The organism is Polaribacter sp. NJDZ03, assembly GCF_019263805.1.
In the GTDB taxonomy this organism is placed as follows: domain Bacteria; phylum Bacteroidota; class Bacteroidia; order Flavobacteriales; family Flavobacteriaceae; genus Polaribacter.
In genome coordinates, this window is record NZ_CP079195.1 from 993,934 (window position 1) to 1,019,893 (window position 25,960).

The following is a 25,960-nucleotide window of genomic DNA, read 5'->3' on the forward strand; positions in this document are numbered from 1 at the left end:
GACAGTCTTTAAACTTATTTCTTGTTTTTAGGAGTCTTACCGGGTTTCTTTACTGCTTTTGCTTTCTTTTTCTTAGGCATTTTCCCTTTTATTCTCTCTTTTTCGATAACAATATCTGCCATAAATTCTGAATTAAAAGTATGCTCTTTAGCTAGCTTAATAAAAGTAATAGCTGTTTTATATTCTTTTAATTGCTCATGTAAAATAGCTTTCTTAAGGTATAAAAGTGCTTTATCAGAACCTTTAACTGTTAAGGCAAAATCTATAAAATCTTCTACCTCTTTATAATCTTCATTCCATAGAAGTGTATTTATATAAGGTGTGTATACCTCAAAAGCATGAATATTTTCTGCTAAAGCTTGTTTAAAATACACAATTGCTTCTTCATATTTATACAACTTTTCTGCATAAACTCTCCCCATTAAAGTTAATGCCATTGTATTTTTATCATCATAAGACAACGCAAAATTTAAAGCTTCCATTACCTCTTCTAAATCGAAAGGGTAACTTTCTAATGCTTTAAAAATATAATTATTTACCAATGTTCCCATTTTATTTCTTTATTTGTCATTCTAAAAAAATGACTCTTTTATTCTATTTTTTTACTAAAATTGTTTTAAGTTGATAATAATCAACGTAAACGATTTTTATTTTGGTGTATCATTCTGTATGTTCGATATTATAATTTACAACTTTTTTTTGTAATATCTTAACAACAACACTTACTTTATTTATCTATTCATCAATTATGCCATTTTCTAATTAGCTTTTTTTTTTATGAATAATTGCTCGTTAATTTCCTTTTAAATATGCTGTTTTTTAGCAAGTACAAAAGTACGTTCTGTTTGTGCTATTCTTGCGGATATTTGTATTCTTTTTTTAATTGCCTTTTCTTTTTTTTAATAAATAGAAAAAAAGAGATTGCATACAGACTAAAAACGTACTTCTTTCTATGTTTATTAAAATACTATTCATTATTTTATTTGGCTCTTTTGTTAGCAAACTAGCTTGCGTTAGGGATTGAAACGGCATCCTTTTTGTTTTTCTCAAAAAGATATAGTGTAAAGCCCGACCTTTAGGTAACGCCCCTAGAATAAATTAATGTACATAAAAAAACGCCCAAAAATTAATTCTGAACGCTTGTATTAATAGTTTTATAATTAAAAGTTATTTCTTTTCTAACAAAACAATATCAAATTCTGAATTTACAACAACTTTTCCTTCTTTAACTTCTACCAGCTGATTAGAGTAAAAATCATTCAATTTGTCTCCGTCTTTAAATATTGATGAAACATGTATTTCTTTATTTCCTTTCTGTAAATTGATACCTGCAATAATTTTATCCTCTTTTCTAACTCTAGAAAAAACAATTCCATTTTCGGCAGAAATAAGAGTATGTTTCCCTGCTCCTACCGCAGGATGATTGGCTCTAAACTGACCTAATTTTTGCCAATGTTTTAAAACTCTCTGAGTTTCTTCTTTAGATTGAATGTCTTCCCAATTCATAAAAGAACGCAAAGTAGCATCGCCCACAGTGCCTTCTATGGTTAAATCTCTTGCAGATTCATCTCCATAATATACTTGTGCTGTTCCGGGTGTTAATAGTAACATGGTGGCCGTTTTATATGGCTGCTCTCTTTCTTTATCAAAAGGCTGACCATCATCATGCGACGTTAAATAGTTTAAAATTCCGTATCCTTTAAGATCTGTATGTAAAAGTGAATCGTATTTTTGAAAAACAGCTGTTTCTGCCATTTGTTTTACATTCCATTTTAACTCAAAATTGATTAAACTATTAAAAGCATTGTCATAATAATTAATTTTTTCTCCACCTAAATCAAATGCTTTTCCATCTGAAATAGTGTAATTATACACCTCGCCTACTAAATAAAAATTGTTTTCATCTAAAACTTTCTCAGGATTATTTTTTTTATAAATAGCAAAAGCGGCATCACATTCCTGCTTAAATTCTTGCCATACAAATTCTTCTGTATGTTTTACGGTGTCTACTCTGTAGCCATCAATTCCGAATTCTGTAATATAATCTGTTAGCCATTTCATAATGTAAAAACGTGGTGCTCTTGGGTGACCTGTTCTTGCAAAAAAAGCATCTAATTCTTTTACTTCTTGCTCATAACGTCCTTCTGCTTTCCATTTTTCTATCAACTGAATTGGCAATTCTACGGCCTCATTACTTTCTGTTTTAATGTCTGGTAAATTTTCTACCAAGGTACAAGAAACCGTATGTTCATAAGAATCATACGTACATGCAGGCCCCGTTCTTACCCAATCTGATGGCCATACAGGATCTTTATCTGTAACAGGCCCTGTGTGATTAATAACGGCATCTAATAAAATACGAATTCCGTTTTTATGAGCAATAGCCACCAATTCTTTTAAATCTTCTTTGGTTCCAAAATTCGGGTCAATCTTAGTCCAATCTTTTGTCCAATAGCCATGAAAACCATAAGACAAACCAGTTCCTTCATCGGTACCACCATGAATTTGTTCTACAATTGGCGTCATCCAAATGGCATTGATTCCTAATTTAGTAAAATATCCTTCTTTTATTTTTTGAGTGATTCCTTTGATATCTCCACCTTTAAAACCACGTAACTTTCCTGTTTCTTTAGTTCTTTCAAAATTGATATCATTGGTGGTATCTCCGTTATTGAAACGGTCTGTCAATAAAAAATAAATATTGGCGCCTTCCCAAACAAACTCCTTTTGTTTAGTTTGTGCTGTTACTTTCTGTGTTGATGAGTTTTCTTTACAACTAAAAATAGTTGCTAATATGAAAAGGAAGAGTATTTTTTTCATGAGTATTTTATGTATTTAGACCTACAAGGTTTTTAAAACCTTGTAGGAAATTAGATAGGTATGGTAATCTTTTATAATTATTCTTTCACATTTAAGATAAATGATTCTAATGGTTTTAGATCTATTCTAACCCTAGCTTCACCATTTTCTACTTTTAAAATCGATGAATATTCTTTATACAATTGATCTTCTACTTGATATTCGCCGTCTTTTAAGTTCCATTTTTCAATAATATCTTGAGGTAAACCTAACTCAAATCCATAGGTGTCATTTGCATTAAAGTTAGAAACAACAATTAATTTTTCATGATCGCTCCAACGTACAAAAGACAAAACTCTTTCATTATACCATTCTGTATGCTGACGGTTAAAATGATGAATATCTTGGTACTCCCCCATTAAGGCATCACTTTTAATAGTAAAGTTTAATAAACGTTTGTAAAAATCTCTTAATGCTTTTTCTTTATCCGTAGATTGGCCGCCATCATACTCTTTATCGTTTACCCAACGTTGTAAAGTTGGCACACCAATATAATCGAAAATTGAAGTTCTAGACTCTGTTCCAAAACCTGCATTTTCTGCTCCTGATTCTCCAAATTCTTGTCCGAAATACACCATTGTTGGTGCCGTAGAAATTGTTGTAGAAACCACCATTGCTGGTTTTCCTTTTAAAGCATCTCCCGCAAACTCCGGACTTGCAATTCTTTGCTCATCATGGTTTTCTAAAAAGTGCAACATATTGTGCTCTATATCTCTTAAATCTTCTTGTATTGGCGCAATATGATCTGTAATTCCATGACCTTGCATAATATTTTTTAAGGTATCATACAACTGCACTTTGTCATACAAATAATCCATTTTACCTTTTCGGATGTAATTTCTATACTCATTTGGGTTGTACACTTCTGCCAATAGAAAAGCATCTTCATTTTTCATTTTAATAGCAGAATTCATAAAACTCCAGAATTCAACAGGCACCATTTCTGCCATGTCATATCTAAATCCGTCTACTCCTTTTGCAGTCCAATACAATGCAATATCCCTAAATTTAATCCAAGAACTAGGTACTTTTTTATCTTGCCAAAACTCAAAGTGTTTTTTGTAATCTTCATTATCAAAACCTTCTGGAAATTCGTCAAAATCTTTTCTTCCGTCTGGAGAAACACCATAATTTACTTTTACCGTTTCATACCAATCGTTAAAATGAGGTTTTGCTGCTCGTGAACCATTACCTGTCCATTTTGCAGGGTTTTCCACAAATTTATTATCTGATAACGGATTTTTTTCTCCACCTAAAGGGGCATATCCATTTAAAAAGTCTGGCACTTGAAAAGCTTCATTAGGCACATAATAAAAATTATTATCTACATCATACTCCACTGTTTTATCATCATCTGCACCAAAATCTTTTGTGCCTGCCGGATTGGATAAACTTTGGTAATTTCTAGCAACGTGATTTGGAACAATATCTATAATTACCTTTAATCCGTTTTTATGAGAACGTGCTATTAAAGCCTCAAATTCTTCTAATCTGTTTTCTACATTTACTGCTAAATCTGGATTTACATTGTAATAATCCTTAACTGCATACGGAGATCCTGCTCTACCTTTTACAATATCTGGATCGTCATTTGAAATACCAAACTCGGTATAATCTCTAATTACATCATGATGCGGAACACCAGTATACCAAATATGTGTAACTCCTAATTCTTTAATTTCAGACAAGGCTTTATCTGTAAAATCATTGAATTTACCAACACCATTTTCTTCGATAGTTCCCCAAGGTTTATTAGTGGTATTTGTATTACCGAATAAACGTGTAAATACCTGATAAACCACTGTTTTTTTCTCTTGATTTGTATTCATCTTTTTAATTTTTGGTGTTTTTTCTGTTGAACAACCAATTATTATTGCTAAAACAGAAACGGATATAACGCTGTATATTTTTTTCATAATTGATTTCTTATTTTAATGATATTTTTACTTTTAATTCTTTATTCGGATTCCATTTTAATGGAATTGTAAGCATATTTTTTTCTGATGAAATTCGTTTTCTTTTTCCATCAACTTTTATCTTTTTAGGATTCCAATTGATATTATGTAATACCAACGTAATTTCTTTTTGCGCTGGATTCCAATTTTCACCAAATGCTGCTTTCAATTCAAACTCTAAGCAACGTTTGGTTAATTCAGATTCAAATTCTAGAATTTCAAAAGCTCCTTTTTCAAAAGCATTAGAAAGCAAACCGTTGTCATTATAAAACGTTCTTTTACTTTCTTTAACCGAAGCATCAAAATAATAATGAACTTCTAAAACATCTCCTTTATAAGCATCTGTAGTTTGTACTAATTTTGCCATTGGTATAAAAGCACCTCCTCTTACATACGTAGGAATTGTTGCTTCATTTAACTGAACAATTTTTGTTTGTCCCCCCTCAACTTTTTCATCTGTATAAAAATTAAACCAATTGGCAGTATTTGGAAAATAAACTTCTTTGGTTGCTACCGAATCTTTTAAAATCGGTGTGATTAAAAAATCATTTCCCCATAAATAGGTCGATGAATTAGTCATCAATTTTTCATCATCTTCTTCAAAGAAAATAGGTCGCATTAATGGCGTTCCTTTTTGATTGTTCTCAAACGCTACATTGTAATTATATGGCAATAACTTATAACGTAATTCAATGGCTTTTTTGGTCAATCTCTTCGCTCTATCACTTCTAAAAACAGGTTCACTAGCAACATCTTCTTGAGCATGAGGTCTAAATATAGGTTGAAAAACACCATATTGCAACCAACGGATATATAAATTATCATCTAAATTGGCGCCTGCAAATCCGCCTAAATCAGAATGCATGTATCCCAAACCTTGCATTCCCATTTGTAAGGCAATTTCTGGTTGAGATTGCAATCCTCCCCAAGTTCTGTTTACATCGCCAGACCAAGGAATCATCCCGAAACGTTGCGAACCAGAATAGCCTGCACGCATTAAAATAAAAGGTCTTTCATTTGAAAATTCTTTTTGATATCCTTCAAAAATTAAACGAGCCCAATCATGCCCGTAAATATTATGAATTTCATCTGCTGTTTTGTTCTGAAAATTCACCCAAGAAGGCAAAACTTCTGGCTCTCCTAAATCTCCCCAAAGTCCTTTTGCTCCTAATTCTATTAGTTCTTTATAAATGTTCCAAAACCATTCTTTCCCTTCCTTTTTGTAAATATCTACAATACCTGTATTTCCAAAATAGAAATCATATTTTGCAGGATTTCCGATGGAATCTGTTGCTAAAACTTTTTTTGCTGCAGCTTCATCCCACTTTTTAGAAGTGGATAAAATAAAGGGTTCTGTAATTAAAACTGTTTTTACACCTTTGTCTTTAAGTCCAGAAATCATTCCTTTCATATCAGGAAAAGAATCTTTGTAAACCTCCAAATTCCCCATGGTGCCTTGTAACTCTTTTCCAAACCAATACAAGTCTAAAATTACAGCATCTACAGGTATTTTTTCTTCTTTAAATTTAGCAATAGTCGCTTCTGTTTCTTTTTGTGAATGATAACCAAATCTACTCGAAAAATTCCCTAAAGTCCAACGAGCTGGTAATGGTTGTTTCCCTGTTAATTTGGTGTAATTGTTTACCAAATCTATCCAAGAATCACCAACAATAACTTGATACGTTTTTCTACCAGAAATGGTTTCATACGTTAAAGAATTATCTTTTTTACTGTCTAAATCTAAATAACCAATAGGTGCATTATCAAAATGAAGCATGTATTTTTTTGAAGAAATGACTAAAGGAATCGTAAAGTTCATTAACTCGGCATGCGTTTCATAACCATACTGTGCTCTGTTATAAAGTGGCAATCTGTTGCCTCTTCTATTCATGCCCAATGCTCTTGATCCAGCACCAAATAAAACCTCATCTGAAGTTAAATTGAATTCAATTTTTTCTGTTTTATCGGCAACAATATTGCCTTTAACCAAATCCATTGGTTGATGTTCTGATTTGAAATAACCCGCTTTTTCTGACGTAACAACCTCATCATTATAGGTATAAATAATTTGAAAAGGTTTGTGCTTTACAAGTACCGAAATTCCTTCTGAAAAGAAATTACTTTCGTTTGCACTAATTACAGGAGTAATATCTACTTCTATTGGTTTTAAAACTACCGCATGAGATTCTTTAACTTGCTGCTCACCAGCAGGAATAAAGCTAGTTTCTACAATTTTTGTATTTAGAAATCTAACAATGTACAAACCATCATTTACATTAATATTAAAACCATTAGCTGTTTGTTTTATGCTTTTAAAAACTCTATCTGTATTCTGTGAAAACGAAAAAGTTGTTATAAAAAGTAATAAAAAAAATATTTTATAATTCTTCATATTTTATGTTTATAAACCTTAAAGATTTTGACCGTACTATTTATATTTTTGTTGTTAAAAGAACACTCCCTTTTTCAGTTAAATGAATTTCATTTCCCCAAATAAAAGTATCGCCCGTAATAATGTTTTTTAGGGTTCTGCCATCTAACCCAACCTCTATAAATCGTTTTAAATCTATTGTAATCGGTTCGACATTTTTATTGATAATATTTACAACCGTTTCATCACCCTTTGTTCTAAACAAGAAATAAGTCCCCATAAAAGGAGCAAAATGAATGGTTTTACCATCATGAATAGCTTTACTATCTTTTCTATAATTCAAGACCTTTGTAATAAAAGATTGCATGTCTTTTTGGTATTCATTTAATCCTTCACCAGTAAAAGAATTTACAGCATCATCTTTAAAACCTCCTGGAAAATCACTTCGTATTAAACCATGATCTCCGGGGTTTGCAGAATCATTCATTAAAATTTCTGTTCCGTAATAAATTTGAGGAATTCTAGGTAAAGTTAACATATAGCTCAACCCCATTTTTACTTTTGAGATATCTTCCCAAAGCTCTGTAAAAACTCTTGTTTTATCATGATTGTCTAAAAATATAAACACATCTTTTGGCGATGCATAATGAAAATCATTGGCTAAACCTTCATATAGTTTTATCAAACCTTTGTCCCAAGACTCATCTTCATTGATGCCTTCTACAATGGCTTTTTGCATTGGAAAATCCATAGGAGATTTTAAGTTAGATTCATAACCGTCTCTGTTATTTGCGCCTCTTTGCCAATAACCAACAATTAACGGATTGTAACTCCACTCTTCTCCAACAATAGAAAAATTAGGATATTCAGACATAATAGCTCCTGCCCAATCACTCATAAAGTTTTTGTCTGGATATGGGTATGTGTCTTGTCTAATACCTCCTAAGCCCAAGGTTTCTATCCACCAGATACTATTTTGAATAATGTATTTTGCTAAAAACGGATTTCGCTGATTTAAATCTGGCATTGCAGGTGTAAACCATCCTTCATTATTTCCTTTTAAATCTGCTTTTGATACGTATATATCTTGATTTGTAGTTCTTCGATGGTTAGACCCAATATTGGTTTCATTGTTCCAATTATCTATATTATCCTCATAATTTTTTTGATTGTTTAACCAATCACCAAAAGGTAAATCTTCCATCCACCAATGCCCAATTCCACAATGATTTGCAACTTGGTCCATGATTAATTTCATGTCTTTTTCTCTTAATTTATCAGCTAACTCTTTATATTCTGATAAATTTCCGAAACGAGAATCTACTTTATAATAATCTGTAATTGCATAGCCATGATACGAACTTTCTGCCATATCATTTAAAAGAACTGGCGTTGGCCAAACAGTTGTAAAACCAAGGTCTGAAATATAATCTATGTGATTTATAATTCCTTGTATGTCGCCACCATGACGCTTGTAATTGTCAGAACGGTCTATATCTGTTTCTTTTAATGCTGTATTGATATTATTAGAATCATCTCCGTTTGCAAAACGATCTGGAGTAATTAAATAAATAGCATCAGAACTGTTAAAACCAATAAAATCATCCGACTTTTTATCTCTTGATTTTAACTCGTATGTATGTGTTTTTTTTGTACCATCTGCAAAAGTAAAATCGATGTTAAATTTACCTGCTTCTGTAGAAGAAGCAATTTTTAAATCGATAAATAAATAATTATTACTTCTAGCTTTGTGTACTTTTTCGATAGTAACTCCTTCATAAGAAATAGAAGGTATTGCATCACCAATATTATTTTCTTTTACTAATAATTGCAACGAAGTATCCTTAAAACCTACAAACCAATTTGGTGGCTCTACTCTTTCAATTTTGTTTATTACTGCTGTAATTTCGTTAGTAACCTCCATTTTATTTTGTTCTCGTTTTTGGCATGAAAACAAAAATACAATAACCGAAATTAGAAGAACATTTAAATGGCTGTATTTTAATAGTTTCATTTTCCCTAATTTAAACCTCAAAGGTTTTTAAAACCTTTGAGGTTGGTATTTTTATTTATTTGGAGTAACGGTTACTTTCTCTCCATCAACCAAAATATCAATAGCTTCTTTTCCTTCTAGTGTAAATTCTGTTCCTGCTTGAGAAACATTTACTGTAATTACTTGATGTCTAAAATTCACTTTAAATGAATAGGCTTTCCATCCTTTAGGTATTTTTGGCGAAAAAGAAAGGGTGTTATTTTGTACTCTCATTCCTCCAAAACCTTCTACAATACTCATCCAAGTTCCTGCCATAGAAGTAATATGTAATCCTTCTTCTACTTCGTGATTATAATCGTCTAGATCTAAACGAGAAGTACGTAAATAGAACGTATACGCCTGGTCCATTCTGTCTAACTTTGCAGCCTGAATACTGTGCACACAAGGAGAAAGAGAACTTTCATGCACTGTAAATGGTTCGTAAAAATCGAAATGACGCTCTAATTCTTCCGTAGAAAAATCATCTTCGAACATATAAAAACCTTGTAAAGTATCTGCTTGTTTTATGTACGGAGAACGTAAAATTCTGTCCCAACTCCATTTTTGATTGATTGGTCTTTGGCTTTTGTCTAAATTGGCAACCGTAATTAATTCTTTATCTAAGAAACCATCTTGTTGCAAATACACCTTATGTTTTTCTGAATATGGAAAATACATTCCGTCTGCAACACTTTTCCATTTTGCCAATTCTTCATCAGAGAAATTTACTTTTTCTTTAATTCTGATGTAATCTGAAATATGATCTGTTTTTACAATTTCGATATTTTCTAACGCATAATTAATACACCATTTAGCAATATAATTGGTATAAAAATTATTGTTGATGTTATTCTCATATTCATTCGGACCTGTAACACCCAAAATCATGAATTTGTTTTTATCCGAAGAAAAAGTGGCTCTTTGTTGCCAAAAACGTGCAATGGCAATTAAAACTTCCAATCCTTTTTCTGGAATGTAAGAATAATCGTCTGTAAAACGGTGATAGTTATAAATTGCAAAAGCGATGGCACCATTTCTATGAATTTCTTCAAAAGTAATTTCCCATTCGTTATGGCATTCTTCACCATTCATGGTAACCATTGGGTACAACGCAGCTCCGTTTGTAAAACCTAACTTCCCTGCATTTTCAATCGCTTTATCTAAATGATTGTATCTGTATTCTAACAATGTTCTTGCAACAGAATGGTCTTTGGTTGCCATATAAAAAGGAATACAATATGCTTCGGTATCCCAATAGGTACTTCCTCCATATTTTTCTCCTGTAAACCCTTTCGGACCAATATTTAAACTAGCATCTGTACCTAAATACGTTTGGTTTAATTGAAAAATATTAAAACGAATTCCTTGTTGCGCTTTTACATCTCCTTCTATGGTAATGTCGCTCATGCTCCATATTTGTGCCCAAGATTCCTTTTGTTTCTCTAATAAAACATCAAAACCAAAACTAACGGCTTTATCTAAAGCAACTTTTGCTGCAGCAACTAATGCGTCTTTATCATAATCTCTATCCACCACATAACCACCAAATTTATGGATGGTAAATGCTTCATTTTCTTTAATTTCTTGTTGATACGTGCAAGAAATTAAATTTGAAGTTTGCTCGCTTTTACAAGGTACCTCAACTTCTTTATTGTCTACAAACAAACGAGATTCCATAAAAGTACACGTGTAAAAATGTGTTTTCATGGTTCTTGCCTCAATATAAGATTGTTGGTTATTTTGAGAAACTTTTAAAACATCCCAAAATTGATCGTCCCAGTTGGTATCTTCATTGGTAATGCCTGCATCTATATAAGGAATATACGTAATTTTAGCATCTGAATTTAACGGAGTTATTGTAAAACTAATCGCACCAATTTCATCTAACTCTAAACTTAAAAAACGCTTTGCTGCTACTTTAATTTTGATTCCGTTTTGTAAAACAGCTTCAAAATCTCTAGACAACCAACCTTCTTGCATGTTTAGTTCTCTCTTAAATTTAGAAACCTCTTTACAAGTGTTTAAATCTAATTTCTCTTCATTGATTAATACGTTTATACCAATCCAATTTGGTGCATTTAATACTTTTGCAAAATATTCTGGATACCCATTTTTCCACCATCCAACACGTGTTTTATCTGGGTAATAAACACCACCAATATAACTTCCTTGAAAAGTTTCTCCTGAATAATTTTCTTCAAAATTAGCTCTTTGTCCCATGGCGCCATTACCAATACTGAACAAACTTTCTGATGATTTTACTTTTTCTGAATTAAAGCCTTCTTCTATAATAGACCATTCGTTTGGTATGATGTAATCTTGATTCATTTTGTTTTCTTTTTTCCTGCAAGGTCTTTGAGACCTTGTAGGTATATTATCTTAAATTTTAATAAAACAACTAAAACTTTAATTTGTTTATAATCTATACCTACAAGGTTCTAAAAACCTTACAGGATTTAGTGAATTTATTTATTAATCAATTCTTGTATAAATTCAACACTAATTTCTGTAAAATCATTGTAATTAAATTGTGCTTCAGAAAGTATGCTTTTATCACCAATACCAATACTAATCATTTTTGCTGCATTTGCTGCTTCTACACCTGCAACTGCATCTTCAAAAACCACACAATCCGCTGCATTTACACCTAATTGTTTTGCTGCCAAAAGAAAAACTTCTGGATCTGGTTTTGCTTTGGTAACATTATTACCGTCTACAATAGTATCAAAATAGTGTAACAGTCCAACTTTTTCTAAAATAGGTTGCGCATTTTTACTCGCAGAACCTAAGGCAATCGGAATATTTTGTTTTTTTAAAAAAGCTAAAACTTTAGGTACATCAGGTAAAATTTCTGAAGCATCCATATTTTCTATATACTTTAAATAATCTACATTTTTTTCGATCATCCAAGTGTCAAATTCTTCTTGTGTTGCTGTTCTGTTACCAATTTGTAACAAAATTTCTAAACAACGTTTTCTACTTACGCCTTTAAATAATTCGTTTTGCTCTTTGGTAAATTCGAAACCTAAGTGGTTTGCTAATTTTTTCCACGCTAAATAATGATATTTCGCTGTGTCTACAATAACTCCGTCTAAATCGAATATAAATCCTTTTTTCATCTACTTTTCTTCTTTATTTTTAAATAAAATTAATTTTAGCATGTATTAATTTTATCTAAAGTCTTTATTTTTTTTAAATCTCTTCTTGATAACTAATTGCGTTTTTATTGGTAATTAATAAATTACATAAACCTGCAATTATTAAACTAATTCCTGCCACTGTCATAGCATTAATAGCATCTTCTCCTAATAAATTAGAAACATAATTAATCCCTCCTAATGCGGCAATAATTTGCGGAATTACTATAAACATATTAAATATTCCCATAATAACGCCCATTTTCTTTGGATCTACAGAACTAGATAACATGGCATACGGCATAGATAAAATACTACCCCAAGCAAAACCAATTAATACAAAACAATATTTTAAATTTTCTGGTGATGCATAACTCATTGTTAAAAAACCAATACCACCAATAATCAAAGAAAAAAGGTGTACATATTTTCTGTTGATGTTTCTTTTAGATGTATATAAGGTTAGTAGCAAGGCAAATGCCATAGAAGACAACCCGTAAATACCCATTGCAGAACCTACTGAATTAGAAGATTCTTGAAATTTTGTATTGGCGATTCTAAATGCTTCTGCTTGCACAGTGTCTGCCATATTAAAAGCAGCCTCTATTGGAGCGGGTGTATGAAATACATGTTCCGTTAATGCAGGGTTTGCCATAGACCACATGGTAAAAAATGCAAACCATGAGAAAAACTGAATCACTCCCAACTTTTTCATTGTAGTTGGCATGCTACCAATATTCTCTAATATATCAGGAATAAAATTATTCTTTTTTGCTTTTTCTTTTTCAAACTCTTCCATGTCTTCTGGCGGATATTCATCCGTTGTAAAAACGGTAAAAAGAATACTTGCCATAAAAACAACTGCACCTATTGCAAAAGCAACTTTTACAGACATTGGTACAACTCCAGATGCTGCTTCATTACTAACACCAAATTGAGAAACCATCCATGGTAAGTTACTTGCTACCCAAGTTCCTATTCCAATAATTAAAGTTTGTACAACAAAACCATAAGATCTTTGAGATTGTGGTAATTTATCTGCTACCAATGCTCTAAAAGGTTCCATAGAAATATTTATGGAAGCATCTAAAATCCATAAAAAACCAGCTGCGACCCATAATGTAGGAGATTGGGGAACAAAAAATAGTGCTAATGAGCTTAAAATTGCACCTACCAAAAAGTAAGGCTTTCTTCTCCCCCATTTTACACTCCAAGTTCTATCACTCATATAACCAATAATTGGTTGCACAAGTAAACCTGTTAAAGGTGCTGCTATCCAAAGCAAAGGAATATCTTCTTTTCCTGCCCCTAGTGTTTGAAAAATTCTCGACATAAATCCACCTTGTAAGGCAAATCCAAATTGTATTCCTAGAAATCCAAAACTCATGTTCCAGATTTGCCAAAAACTTAATTTACGCTTTTCCATTTATCGTATGCTATTAAGTTAATATTACGATAAGCGTTTAGACTTATCAATTTATAAATTTTGTGGAATGTAATTTATTGATAAATCGTAAATATCTAACAAAGATATGTGTTTTTTATATATGTGAAGAAAAGGAAAGTAAAAATCTACGACGACGGTTTCGTAGATTCTCGTAGTTTTAAATCGCTAGAAATCACGATTTTTTTAGGTTTAAATACTTCAGATTCTTTTTCTATTCGTTCTATTAAAAGTTCTACTGCTTGTTTACCCATTACAAAACCATGTTGTGCAATTGTTGTTATAGAAGGTGACGAATATCTAGAGATTAAACCATCTGTAAAACCTATTATAGAAAAATCTTCTGGTATTTTATATCCTTTTTGTTTTGCTATTCTCATAGCCTTAGCTGCATAAATTTCATTTACAGCAAATACAGCGTCAATGTCTTGTTCAAATACTTTTTCTATCTGTGCACAGATATCTCCTTCTTCATCAATTTCCACAATTAAATTAGAATCTGTTTTAATATAGGCCTCTATCAACGCTTTTTCATAACCTTGCCTTCTTAAAGAACCTACATTTACATGTTTTGGTGTTGTTAATAGGGCAATTTTTTTTCTACCATTTTCTAATAAATGCTTCGTCGCTTTGTAACCTGCACCAACATCATCTACCACTACTTTATCGCACAAAATTTCATCGACCACTCTATCTATTAGTACTAACGGAATTTCTTCTGATACCAAATCTATAAAATGCCTAAAATCTTTATTTTCGAGGGTTTCATTTGCTATCGAAACAATTAAGCCATCTACGCTTCCGTTTGATAACACTTTTAAAGTTTCTACCTCTTTTTTATAAGATTCATTAGAGAAGCAAACCATAATATGATACCCTTTTTCAATAGCACCTTCTTCTATCCCCATAATTACTGTAGAGAAAAAATGATGTACTATTTTAGGTAAAATAACCCCAATTACTTTTGTTTTTTGATTGCGAAGTTGCAGTGCTAAACTATTAGGTTTGTAATTATAATAATCTGCATAGGCTTGTATTCTTTCTTTAGTCTCTTTACTTATTTCGTGACTGTCCTTTAAAGCTTTTGAAACGGTAGACGTAGAGACTCCTAATTCCTTAGCAATTGTTTTTATGGTAATTTTTTGCTTCATTATTTATCAAAAATAAAATATTAGAGTTAAATTCTGTTAATCTAGCAACAATAATTCATAAAAAGTTGTTAACACGAAAACGTTTTCGTGATTTTTATCATATTGTAAACATGCTACTAATCTATATATTTACAATGTGGAATGTAAGTTTATTGTAATCAAAAAAGTCAAATTTAAAGTTATTATTTAACAAATTATACATGGAAAAATTTAAATTATTGTTAATTGGAATTCTTTTAACATCATCATTTAGCATGTTTGCGCAACAAACTGTTAAAGGTGTTGTAAAAGATAAAACATCCGGCAATCCTTTGCCTGGTGTTAGTGTAGTTATTAAAGGAACTATTAGAGGTATGCAAACCGATTTTGACGGAATCTTTACTCTAGATAAGGTACAAACAGGAAACGTACTTGTCTTTAGATATTTAGGTTTTGCTGACAAAGAAGTTACCATTGGTACAGATTTTAACCTTTCTGTAGTACTAGAAGAATCTTTAGAATCTCTAGATGAAATAGTTGTAGTTGGTTATGGTTCAGTAAGAAAAGAAGACTTAACAGGTACAACAGATTTACTAACAAGTAAAGATTTTAACAAAGGACCTATTGTATCTGCACAATCACTTATTAGTGGTAAAGTTGCAGGTGTAAATGTAATTGCTGGTTCTGGTGCTCCTGGAGACGGACAAACCATTAACATTCGTGGTACTGGCTCTTTATCTTTAAATAGCCAACCATTATATGTTATAGATGGTATCCCATTAGACAATGGTGGGGTTGGAGGATCTAGAAATCCATTAAACTTTATAAACCCTAATGACATAGAAACATTTGTAGTTTTAAAAGATGCATCTTCTACTGCTATCTATGGATCTAGAGCTGCAAACGGGGTAATTTTAATTACTACTAAAAAAGGGAAAGACAGTGAGTTTAAGTTTAATGCAAGCTCTCAAACAACTGTTTATACTTTAAGAGATAAAGTAGATGTTTTATCTGCAAATAAATTTAGAAGCTTAATAAATGATATTGGTACTCCTGCACAAGTTGCTTTATTAGGTGCTGCAGATACAGATTGGCAAGAAGAAATCTATACAACTGCTATTGGGCAAGATCATAACTTTAGTGCTTTGGGTAAACTTTACGGAATACCAATGAGAGCTTCTTTAGGATATTCTGAACATGAAGGTATCTTAAAAGGAGACAACTTACAACGTACAACAGCTTCTGTTAACCTATCACCTACTTTATTTGATAAACACTTAAAGATAGATTTTAATGTAAAAGGAATGTACACAGAAAATGAATTTGCAGATAGGGGTGCAATTGGTGGTGCAGTGTCTTTTGACCCTACACAATCTGTATTTGATTCAAATTCTCAATACGGTGGTTACTTTGCTTGGTTAGACGCTGGTACCGGAAACCAAAACAACTTAGCACCAACAAACCCTTTAGCATTATTAGATTTAATAGATAATACCGCAGAAATTAGACGTTTTGTGGGTAATGTAAAGTTTGATTATAAAATACACGGTTTAGAGGATATTACTGCAACAGTTAACTTAGGATATGATACTTCTAACAGTCATGGTAGAAAAGTTACTTCAGAATTTATTCCAACTTCAGATGCAACTTTTAATGGTTCTTTAACTAGATATACTCAAAATTCAGACAACAAAGTTTTAGACGCTTACTTAACGTACTCTAAAACTTTTAATGAAAAGCATAACTTCACAGCAGTTGCTGGTTATGCATATCAATCTTTTGAATATGATAACTATAGTTATGATAGTGAAAAAGAAGAAGATGGTAATACCTATGAATTTATAGATAAATCTAAAAATGTGTTATTATCATATTTCAGTCGTGCTAATTACGATTATGAAGGGAAATACTATTTAACAGCAACGGTAAGAGCAGATGCTTCGTCTAAATTAAACCCAGATGATCGTTGGGGATTCTTCCCATCATTTGCAGCAGCTTGGAGTATTCATAAAGAAGATTTTATGGAAGATTCTTTCTTTAATGAATTAAAATTAAGAGTTGGTTACGGTGAAATAGGTAATATTAATGGTTTAGGTGATTATCAGTTTTTAACTAGGTATCAAGGTAGTACAGATACTGCTAACTATCAATTCGGAAACTCTTTTTACCAAACATTTAGACCAGAACCAATTAATACAGATTTACGTTGGGAAGTTGGAAGAACTTTAAATCTTGGTGTAGATTTTGCTTTTCTTGATAGAAGAGTTACAGGTTCTGTAAATGCTTACGTTAAAGAAACCAACGACCTTATTGCGAGTTCTATTGTAGATCCTTTTACAAATTTTGGAAACAGAATTAACGCCAACATTGGTAATATGGAAAATAGAGGTTTAGAGTTTAACTTAAACACAACCCCTATTAGAACAGATAATTTTGAATGGACTGTAGATTACAACATTTCATTAAATGATAATAAAATTACCAAATTATCTGCAGACCAACCACAAGGAGGAATCTCTACAGGTGTTGGTAATAATGTGCAGGTACATAGAGAAGGAGAAACAGCAAATAGTTTCTTGGTTTTTCAACAAGTGTATGATACTTCCGGAAAACCTTTAGAAGGGGTTTTTGTTGATAGAAATAACGACAATATGATTAATGATGATGATAAATACATTAATGAAGATCCTTTTGGAGATGTTTTAATGGGCTTTAACACAGGTGCTAGTTATAAAAACTGGGATGTATCTATACAAACTAGAGCTAGTTTTGGTAACTATATGTATAATGATGTTGCTGCGAATAAAGGTGTAGAAAAAAACGCTACAAACAACAGTATACTATCTAACTTACATGCAGATTACTACAATAGTGGTTTTACAGTTATTAATGATAGAACGGCTTTAAGTGATCATTTTGTACAAGACGCTTCTTTCTTTAAAATTGATAACATTTCACTTGGTTATACTTTAGATAAGATAGAAAACACAACGTTTCGTTTTTATGGATCATTACAAAATGTTTTAACAATAACCGATTATGATGGTTTAGATCCAGAAATTAACTTAGGAATCGATAATGATTTTTACCCAAGACCTAGATCTTTTGTATTAGGCGTAAACGTTAACTTTTAATAAAAAGAAAAATGAAACAAAAATTAAAATATTTAATTGTAATCATGTTATTCTCTTTAGGAGTTATATCATGTCACGAAGATTTGAATCAATTACCTATTGATCCAGATAGTTTTACAGAACAAGATGTGTTTTCTAATGCAACAGAAGCACAAGGAGCACTTGCTAAATTATATGCTAGTTTAGCTTTAACAGGGCAAAAAGGACCTTCAGGTGAGGCAGACATACAAGATATTGATGAAGGTTTTTCTCAATATTCTAGAATGTTGTTCAACTTAAATGAATTAACAACAGACCACGCAGTTGTTGGTTGGGGAGATGCAGGTTTACCAGATTTACATGGTATGTATTGGTCTGGTAGTAACGATTTTTCTGAAGCATTGTACTATAGGTTAGCACAAGAAGTATCTTTTTGTAACTCATTTATAAACAATGCAGCTGTTTTAACAGATACGGAAGTTGCTAGTTATATTTCAGAAGCTCGTTTTTTAAGAGCATTTGCTTACTATAACTTAATGGATATATACGGTAACGTACCTTTAGTAACTTCAGTTTCTACTGAGTTGCCAATGCAAGCATCAAGAACAGAAATATTCAATTTTATTGAAGCTGAATTATTAGAAATTCAAGATGAATTAAAAGTAAGTGGATCTAGCGAGTATGGTAGAGTAGATCAAGCTGCTGCTTGGGCATTATTGTCTAAATTATATTTAAATGCTGAAGTTTTTACAGGTACAGCAAAATATGCAGAAGCAGTAACTTATTCTAACAAAGTAATGACTTCTAGTTACTCTATAAACACTACAGATGCTAATGGAAACGGAAGTGCTTATGACGAACTTTTCTTAGCAGACAACAACACAAACGGAGCACAAAATGAATTTATTTTCGCCTTAAATTTTGATGGTCTTAGATCTCAAACTTATGGAGGTACTACATTTTTAGTACATGCTGCCATTGGAGGAAACATGAATGCTACAGAGTTTGGTGTAAATGGTGGTTGGGGAGGCCTAAGAACTACCAAAAACTTGGTTAATAAATTTGATGCAAACGATAAAAGAGGGATGTTCCATTCAGATGGTCAAACTTTAGAAATCGATGAAATTCCTACTTTTGAAAATGGATATGCTGTTACTAAATTTAAAAACATAGACTCTAATGGAAACCAAGGATCTGATGCTGCAGGAGATTTTGTAGATACAGATTTACCGTTAATAAGGTTAGCAGAAATCTATTTAAACTACGCAGAAGCATCTCTTAGAGGTGGCGGCGGAGATGTAGGATTGGCTGTAACTAAAATTAACGAATTAAGAGAAAGAGCTTTCGGAAATGCAAGTGGAAACATTAGTACAGCAGACTTAACTTTAGAATTTGTTTTAGATGAAAGATCTCGTGAGTTGTATTGGGAAGGACAAAGAAGAACAGATTTAATTAGATATAATTACTTTACTTCTGATACGTATTTATGGCCTTTTAAAGGTAATTCTAAAAACGGATCTGGAGTTCAAGATTATAGAAACCTTTTTCCTTTGCCTAACAATATTATAACAACGAATCCTAATTTAACTCAAAATCCAGGATACTAATAACTAAAGACATGAAAAAAATAATAAATTCATTATTCGCTCTTATTATTGTATCAATTGGTTTTACCAGTTGTGAAGATATTAATGACAGAGTAATCATAAACCCTGATGTAGCAGCTACCACAGATTTGATTATTCAAGAAACTACACCTATTGTACTTTTAGAGGAAAATCAGGCTGAAATTGCTTTACACACAAGTTGGGCAGCACCAGATTTTGGTTTTAATGCAGCACCTACTTACAAATTATTAGTAGATTTAGCTACAGGAGACTTTAGTAATGCTAAAACCATAGAAATAGGAGATAATTTAGAAAAATCTTTTACAACTTTAGAATTAAATTCTATTGCATTGGCTTTAGAAGCAGAAACAAGTGTTGCTTCAGATTTATCTATAAAATTACAAGGCTTTATTGGCAATCAATTGTTAATTAATACTAATTTACAAACAATTAATGTAACACCTTACTCTAGTATTTTAGACTTATCTACTACATGGGGAATCATTGGTTCTGCTGCTAATGATTGGGGTACAACTCCAGACTTACCATTCTACACAACGAGTACTGCAGGTGTTTTAGTAGCATACGTTACTTTAATTGATGGTGAAATGAAATTTAGAGAAAACAGTGATTGGATCAATAATTTTGGTGACGACGGTGCAGACGGAACTTTAGATGCTGGTGGAAGTAACATCGCTGTTGAGGCTGGTGCTTATAAAATTACCATGAACTTAAATAGCAATACCTATAAATTAGAAAAATTCTCTTTAGGTATTATTGGTTCTGCTTATAATAATTGGGGAGATACTCCAGATTTTGCTCTTACTTACGATTCTTACTCAGATCAATTTAGAGGAATTGTAAAATTATTAGATGGTGAAATGAAGTTTAGAATGAATAATGATTGGAGTACCGCTTACGGAGAAGGTGCTGCAGGATTCTTAGATGCAGCTGGTGGTAATATTGCTACTACAGCTGGTAGATATATTGTTACCGTAAACCTAAATGATTTATCTTATTCTTTAGAACCAATAGAACATATTTGGGGACTTGTTGGTTCTGCTTATAATAATTGGGGAGATACTCCAGATGCCTTGTTCTCTAGAGATTGGTCTCAACCAAATGATGATATTTGGATCCTGAATAACGTAACACTTATAGACGGTGAATATAAAATTAGATCAAATGAAGCTTGGACACTAAGTTATGGTGACGACGGTTTAGACGGAACTTTAGACGATGGCGCAAACATTCCTGCTACTGCAGGTACATATTCTTTTGTATTAAACTTTACTGATCCAGAAAACCCAACGTATACAATAAATTAATTTTTTTTAAAACTTTACAAAGACTACCCCTAAAAGCGGTAGTCTTTGTTTTTTAACACGATTACTTATGAAAAAAATTACACTACTTTTATTATTAATAACCTCTTTAAGCTATAGTCAGGTACAAAATACTACCTTTTCTGTTTCCCCTACTACTTTTAACGAGAGCGATGTTATAACCATTACGGTCTCCGGTATTACAGCTGCTTCTTGGGGAATTTCAGATATCTATTTATGGTCTTGGTCTTATGATATCAATGATGCAAACGCTATGGATTCTCCAACAAATGGAAGTTGGACGAACTCTAATGAAGCTCAAAAGCTAACAAACAATAGCAATGGTACTTATTCAATAACTTTTAAACCATCAACTTTCTATAGCAGAACTGGTTTAGGACGTATTGGTATGTTAGTTAAAGCTAAGGATGGTTCTGGAGATAAAAAAACTCAAGACCAATACTTTGAAGTTGGTGCTTATCAACTAACTTTAAATGCTCCTACAACCACTACAACAATATTAAATTCTGGAGAAACATTACCAATTGCTGCAACAACTTCGCTATCATCAAACTTTAGCTTAAAAGCAAATGGAACTGTTATTAATCAACAAAATAACACATCAACATACAACTACACTCCTACCGTTACAGAAAACACAACCTTTATTCTAGAAGCTACAAATAACGGAGAAATTAAAAGCACAACATTTAAAGTAATTGTAAAACCAACGGTTTCAGAAGCACCTGTTCCTGTAGGCATGAAAGACGGAATTAATTTAAACCCATCAGACAATTCAAAAGCTACTTTGGTTTTTTATGCTCCCGAAAAAGAGTTTATTCACCTAATTGGTAGTTTCAATAATTGGGAAATTAACAATGGCTATTTACTTAAAAAAGACAGTGCTACAGATCGTTTTTGGATTGAACTTACAAATTTAACTCCGCAAACAGATTATACATATCAATATATTATTAATGCAGACTTAAGAGTTGCAGACCCATACTCTACTGTAATTTTAGATGAATATAATGATCAATATATAAACGCAACAACTTACCCTAATTTACCAAGTTACCCTACGGGAGAAACCAACCACGCAGTTACTTTATTAAGAACTGGTAATGCAGATTATGTTTGGCAAAACACAACTTATACAAAACCGGCTAAAACAGACTTGGTTATTTATGAACTTTTAATAAGAGATTTTGATGCCTTACATTCTTATGATGCTGTAAAAGCAAGATTAGATTATTTAGAAGAATTAGGTATTAATGCCATCGAGTTTTTACCAGTTATGGAATTTGATGGCAATGAATCTTGGGGTTACAATCCTTCTTTTCACATGGCTTTAGATAAGTATTATGGAAACACTACTTCTTTTAAACAATTTATAGACGAATGCCATAAAAGAGGAATTGCAGTAATTATAGATGTTGCTTTTAATCATGCTTCTGGTCAAAATCCGTATTACAGAATGTACAATACAGATAATGGTGGTTATAGCGGACAAGCAAATTCAGATAGCCCTTTTTTCAATCCAACGGCAACACATTCGTACAGTGTTTTTAACGATTTTAATCACTCTAAACAAGCCGTAAAAGATTATGTGAAAAGAGTTTCTCAATATTGGATTGACGAATATAAAATTGATGGTTTTAGATGGGATTTAACCAAAGGATTTACTCAAAATTGTGCTTCTGGAGATGCTTGTACAAACGCATATCAGCAAGACCGAGTAGATGTTTTAAAAGAATATGCTGATGATCAATGGGAAATAGACCCTAATTTTTATATTATTTTCGAACATTTAGGAACCAACGAAGAGGAAACTGAATGGGTGAATTATAAATTAAATGAAGGAAAAGGAATTATGGTTTGGGGTAATCATAACCATCAATACAACCAAGCTACCATGGGGTTTGGAACCGAAGCCGATTTCTCTTGGATTTCTTACAAAAACAGAGGTTGGTCTGTGCCAGCAAACGTAAGCTATATGGAAAGCCATGACGAAGAGCGTTTAATGTATAAAAACCTACAATTTGGTAACGTTAGCGGAAGTTATAATGTTAAAGACTTAAATACAGCATTGGTTAGAGAAGCATTAGCAGGTGCTTTTTATTTTACAGTTCCTGGACCAAAAATGATTTGGCAATTCGGAGAATTAGGGTATGATATTTCTATAGAAGAAAATGGTAGAACAGGAAATAAACCAATTTTATGGAATTACTTAGACAATGTTAATAGAAAGAATTTAAAAGAAACTTGGTCTAAATTAATTCAATTAAAACTGAAATATGAAATTTTTGAAACTTCAAATTTCACTTTAAATGTTGGTAATGCTAACGGATTAAACACCATTCATTTATCAGATGCATCAGCGTCGGGTATACAAAACATTACTATTATCGGTAATTTTGGAGTAACTACACAGAGTATTTCTCCTGCTTTTCAACAAACAGGTACTTGGTATAATTTATTAGAAGATAACGCTACAATTTCTGTTACAAATAAAACGACTACTATTTCGTTAGCACCCGGTGAGTTTAAAGTGTATGCAAATAAACCAGCATCTCTTGCTACGGATGATTTTACGATAGACGATAAAAGTTCTATAAAACTGTATCCAAATCCGACTAAAACACACTTTGTTCTTTCTGATAAAACAAATGAAGTTACCATTTATGATATTACCGGAAAACAAGTAAAATCGTTTTCTAAAGAAGTGATAAACACCAATTATTTTGAAATATCAATGTTTAAAAAAGGTGTTTATTATATTAGAATTAAGGATGCCAAAAATGAAACTACAACTAAAAAACTGATTGTAAATTAATTTTTGATTTTAATAAACAAGAAGTTGTCTAAAAAAGTGAATTTTTGTCAATCTGAATTTATTTCAGATTCTTTTGAAGTTTGAATTTCAGAAAGTTAAGATGCTGAAACAAGTTCAGCATGACAAGGTTTATTACTTTTTAGGCAGCTTCTTATTATTTTTAAACTTTAATATATTCTAAACTCCAAACTGAGTTAAGTGATGATCTAAATGCTTGTAAAAAGAGTTATTCCATTCTACCGCAGTTAGTTTACCAAAAGAATTAGAGTCTTTACCCTCAAAATAAGTTTCTCCTAATTCTTGGGTTTTAATAACATAATTTACTAAAGTTTTCTTTTCAGCTTCAAATTCTCTAGCATCGGAAATAACAAATTGTGATGCCGTTTTTCCATTTTTAGCAAACGGTTTTTCCGACACTACAATGTTTTTAACAATCATTTTTAAAATCCATCTGGTAAAAACATTTGGTTTTGGAAACTTATCTGTAAAAACCATCTCATACGTAACAACACAATGCGCTAACATTTGAGATACAGACATTTTTCCCCAAGTTGGTTTTGATGTAGCCGATAAATTATTGATTCTTTTAATTACGTCGTTTGTAATTTCTTTCTCGAAAATATTTTTCATTTTAATGTAATATTTTAAACAATAATTCTTTTAATATATCTTTTTGAGATTGACTTGCGCCAACACCTTTACTTTTTACGTCTGCATCTCTTAAAAAAGCAATTATTTGTGCCACTTTACGCATTGGATAATTTCTAGCGGCTAAAAAATATTCATCTACAAAATAAGGATTAACACCTAATGTTTTTGCTACAGAACTTTTAGATTTGTCTTTTAAACCATGAAAAGAAAGGAGTTGTGTAAAATACCCGTTCAGTAAAGAAATGGTCATCACCAAAGGATTATTCTTTGGGTTTTCTGCAAAGTAATTTATAATTCTATTAGCTTTTACAATATCCTTCTCTCCTACTGCTTTTCGCAATTCAAAATTATTAAAATCTTTAGAAATACCAATATTGTCTTCTATATGCTTATCACTAATAATAGATTCTTTAGGCAGAATTAGCATTAATTTATCTAACTCGTTAGAAATCTTACTTAAATCTGTTCCTAAAAACTCTACTAACATCTGAGATGCTTTGGGTTCTATTTTATATTTTTTACCACTTAAAACTCTACGAATCCAATCTGAAACCTGATTCTCATACAGTTTTTTACTTTCATAAATTAAACCTGTTTTAGCAATTGCTTTGTGCAGTTTTTTACGTTTATCAAGTTTTTTATATTTATAGTTAAAAACTAAGACAGTGGTTGGTTGTGGATTCTCTGCATACGCAACTAACTTTTCTATATTTCTACTTAAATCTTGTGCTTCTTTAACAATTATCACCTGTCTTTCCGCCATCATTGGGTAACGTTTTGCAGCAGAAACAATATCTTCTATGCTTGCATCTCTACCATACATTACCTGCTGATTAAACCCTTTTTCGGCTTCCTCTAAAATATGTTCTTCTATATAGTCAGAAATTTTATCAATATAATAAGGCTCATCACCCATTAAAAAATAAATTGGCTTTATAATTCCTTTCTTTATATCTGAAACAATGTCTTTTATTTCGTTCATTTACTTACTTTTGACTGATGCAAAAACTTAACCTACCTTCTTATAATTTCAAACTCAAAAGTAGCGAAAATAAGACGCTTATTTTTGATAAATTGAGAAAAAAATATATGGTTTTAACTCCAGAGGAATGGGTACGTCAACATTATGTTTCTTTTTTAATTGAAGAAAAAAAATATCCGGTTTCTTTAATTGCTTTAGAAAAACAATTGACCATTAATAATCGTAAAAAAAGAACGGATATTTTAGTTTTTAATAAAGAAGGAAACCATGAGATTATTGTAGAGTGTAAAGCACCTTCTATAAAAATAACTCAAGATACTTTCGATCAAATTGCACGATATAATTTAAAGTTAAAAGCCAATTACTTAATTGTTACCAACGGATTAGATCACTTTTATTGTAAAATGGATTTTGAAAAAGAAACCTATATTTTTCTAAAGAACATTCCTGATTATAAATAGCAATTACCTTTCTTTTAAAAGTAAAAATATAGAATTATAAAACAAAATATTACTACT

The 25,960-nt window shown here is 31.6% G+C and carries 16 protein-coding genes; 5 read left to right on the plus strand and 11 right to left on the minus strand.

Translation table 11 applies throughout. The features are described from left to right. Window positions 1–14: 14 nt before the first annotated feature. The 9 genes from KV700_RS04160 to KV700_RS04200 all read right to left on the minus strand — a co-directional run bounded on the left by KV700_RS04160 (window position 15) and on the right by KV700_RS04200 (window position 14,949). Complete coding sequence (locus KV700_RS04160) at window positions 15–551, minus strand: M48 family metallopeptidase (RefSeq protein ID WP_166382238.1); 537 nt, start codon at window positions 549–551, stop codon at window positions 15–17. Window positions 552–1,167: 616 nt separating this feature from the next. Continuing rightward, complete coding sequence (locus KV700_RS04165) at window positions 1,168–2,820, minus strand: alpha-amylase family glycosyl hydrolase (RefSeq protein ID WP_218599294.1); 1,653 nt, start codon at window positions 2,818–2,820, stop codon at window positions 1,168–1,170. Window positions 2,821–2,897: 77 nt separating this feature from the next. Continuing rightward, a complete protein-coding gene (locus KV700_RS04170) occupies window positions 2,898–4,775 on the minus strand; it encodes an alpha-amylase family glycosyl hydrolase (protein WP_218599295.1) in 1,878 nt (625 codons plus the stop codon). A 10-nt stretch (window positions 4,776–4,785) separates the two neighbouring features. Then, on the minus strand, window positions 4,786–7,206 hold the full coding sequence (locus KV700_RS04175; protein WP_218599296.1) for a TIM-barrel domain-containing protein: 2,421 nt from the start codon (window positions 7,204–7,206) through the stop codon (window positions 4,786–4,788). A 40-nt stretch (window positions 7,207–7,246) separates the two neighbouring features. Further along, window positions 7,247–9,199 (minus strand): glycoside hydrolase family 13 protein, encoded by a 1,953-nt coding sequence (locus KV700_RS04180; RefSeq protein WP_218599297.1) that lies wholly within the window; start codon window positions 9,197–9,199, stop codon window positions 7,247–7,249. A 51-nt stretch (window positions 9,200–9,250) separates the two neighbouring features. Next, window positions 9,251–11,545 carry a glycoside hydrolase family 65 protein gene (locus KV700_RS04185; RefSeq protein WP_218599298.1) on the minus strand — a complete coding sequence of 765 codons (2,295 nt, stop codon included), beginning with the start codon at window positions 11,543–11,545 and terminating at the stop codon, window positions 9,251–9,253. 137 nt (window positions 11,546–11,682) lie between these two features. Beyond that, a complete protein-coding gene (gene pgmB, locus KV700_RS04190) occupies window positions 11,683–12,336 on the minus strand; it encodes a beta-phosphoglucomutase (RefSeq protein WP_166382232.1) in 654 nt (217 codons plus the stop codon). A gap of 73 nt (window positions 12,337–12,409) precedes the next feature. Beyond that, window positions 12,410–13,780 (minus strand): MFS transporter, encoded by a 1,371-nt coding sequence (locus tag KV700_RS04195; RefSeq protein ID WP_166382231.1) that lies wholly within the window; start codon window positions 13,778–13,780, stop codon window positions 12,410–12,412. Between the two features lie 146 nt (window positions 13,781–13,926). Further along, window positions 13,927–14,949, minus strand: a complete 1,023-nt coding sequence (locus tag KV700_RS04200; RefSeq protein WP_166382230.1) for a LacI family DNA-binding transcriptional regulator — start codon at window positions 14,947–14,949, stop codon at window positions 13,927–13,929. 200 nt (window positions 14,950–15,149) lie between these two features. Here KV700_RS04200 and KV700_RS04205 point away from each other — a divergent pair, with 200 nt between their 5' ends. The 4 genes from KV700_RS04205 to KV700_RS04220 all read left to right on the plus strand — a co-directional run bounded on the left by KV700_RS04205 (window position 15,150) and on the right by KV700_RS04220 (window position 23,809). Next, window positions 15,150–18,062, plus strand: a complete 2,913-nt coding sequence (locus KV700_RS04205) for a SusC/RagA family TonB-linked outer membrane protein (RefSeq protein WP_218599299.1) — start codon at window positions 15,150–15,152, stop codon at window positions 18,060–18,062. An 11-nt stretch (window positions 18,063–18,073) separates the two neighbouring features. Continuing rightward, on the plus strand, window positions 18,074–19,648 hold the full coding sequence (locus tag KV700_RS04210) for a RagB/SusD family nutrient uptake outer membrane protein (protein WP_218599300.1): 1,575 nt from the start codon (window positions 18,074–18,076) through the stop codon (window positions 19,646–19,648). 11 nt (window positions 19,649–19,659) lie between these two features. Beyond that, on the plus strand, window positions 19,660–20,976 hold the full coding sequence (locus KV700_RS04215; protein WP_218599301.1) for a SusE domain-containing protein: 1,317 nt from the start codon (window positions 19,660–19,662) through the stop codon (window positions 20,974–20,976). Window positions 20,977–21,043: 67 nt separating this feature from the next. Beyond that, window positions 21,044–23,809, plus strand: a complete 2,766-nt coding sequence (locus tag KV700_RS04220) for an alpha-amylase family glycosyl hydrolase (RefSeq protein WP_218599302.1) — start codon at window positions 21,044–21,046, stop codon at window positions 23,807–23,809. A gap of 177 nt (window positions 23,810–23,986) precedes the next feature. Here the strand turns inward: KV700_RS04220 and KV700_RS04225 are convergent, their stop codons facing one another. Then, window positions 23,987–24,439: a DUF1569 domain-containing protein gene (locus tag KV700_RS04225; RefSeq protein WP_218599303.1), complete on the minus strand. Its 453-nt coding sequence runs from the start codon at window positions 24,437–24,439 to the stop codon at window positions 23,987–23,989. 1 nt (window position 24,440) lies between these two features. Beyond that, window positions 24,441–25,442 (minus strand): DNA polymerase III subunit delta, encoded by a 1,002-nt coding sequence (gene holA, locus KV700_RS04230; protein ID WP_165730646.1) that lies wholly within the window; start codon window positions 25,440–25,442, stop codon window positions 24,441–24,443. A 17-nt stretch (window positions 25,443–25,459) separates the two neighbouring features. Between holA and KV700_RS04235 the strand changes: the two genes are divergently transcribed. Beyond that, a complete protein-coding gene (locus tag KV700_RS04235) occupies window positions 25,460–25,903 on the plus strand; it encodes a type I restriction enzyme HsdR N-terminal domain-containing protein (RefSeq protein ID WP_218599304.1) in 444 nt (147 codons plus the stop codon). The last annotated feature ends 57 nt before the right edge of the window (window positions 25,904–25,960 follow it).

Coding starts and splice junctions, on each gene's coding strand:
- KV700_RS04160 (WP_166382238.1), bottom strand. CDS start 551: ATGGGAACATTGGTAAATAATTATATTTTTAAAGCATTAGAAAGTTAC.
- KV700_RS04165 (WP_218599294.1), bottom strand. CDS start 2,820: ATGAAAAAAATACTCTTCCTTTTCATATTAGCAACTATTTTTAGTTGT.
- KV700_RS04170 (WP_218599295.1), bottom strand. CDS start 4,775: ATGAAAAAAATATACAGCGTTATATCCGTTTCTGTTTTAGCAATAATA.
- KV700_RS04175 (WP_218599296.1), bottom strand. CDS start 7,206: ATGAAGAATTATAAAATATTTTTTTTATTACTTTTTATAACAACTTTT.
- KV700_RS04180 (WP_218599297.1), bottom strand. CDS start 9,199: ATGAAACTATTAAAATACAGCCATTTAAATGTTCTTCTAATTTCGGTT.
- KV700_RS04185 (WP_218599298.1), bottom strand. CDS start 11,545: ATGAATCAAGATTACATCATACCAAACGAATGGTCTATTATAGAAGAA.
- pgmB (WP_166382232.1), bottom strand. CDS start 12,336: ATGAAAAAAGGATTTATATTCGATTTAGACGGAGTTATTGTAGACACA.
- KV700_RS04195 (WP_166382231.1), bottom strand. CDS start 13,780: ATGGAAAAGCGTAAATTAAGTTTTTGGCAAATCTGGAACATGAGTTTT.
- KV700_RS04200 (WP_166382230.1), bottom strand. CDS start 14,949: ATGAAGCAAAAAATTACCATAAAAACAATTGCTAAGGAATTAGGAGTC.
- KV700_RS04205 (WP_218599299.1), top strand. CDS start 15,150: ATGGAAAAATTTAAATTATTGTTAATTGGAATTCTTTTAACATCATCA.
- KV700_RS04210 (WP_218599300.1), top strand. CDS start 18,074: ATGAAACAAAAATTAAAATATTTAATTGTAATCATGTTATTCTCTTTA.
- KV700_RS04215 (WP_218599301.1), top strand. CDS start 19,660: ATGAAAAAAATAATAAATTCATTATTCGCTCTTATTATTGTATCAATT.
- KV700_RS04220 (WP_218599302.1), top strand. CDS start 21,044: ATGAAAAAAATTACACTACTTTTATTATTAATAACCTCTTTAAGCTAT.
- KV700_RS04225 (WP_218599303.1), bottom strand. CDS start 24,439: ATGAAAAATATTTTCGAGAAAGAAATTACAAACGACGTAATTAAAAGA.
- holA (WP_165730646.1), bottom strand. CDS start 25,442: ATGAACGAAATAAAAGACATTGTTTCAGATATAAAGAAAGGAATTATA.
- KV700_RS04235 (WP_218599304.1), top strand. CDS start 25,460: ATGCAAAAACTTAACCTACCTTCTTATAATTTCAAACTCAAAAGTAGC.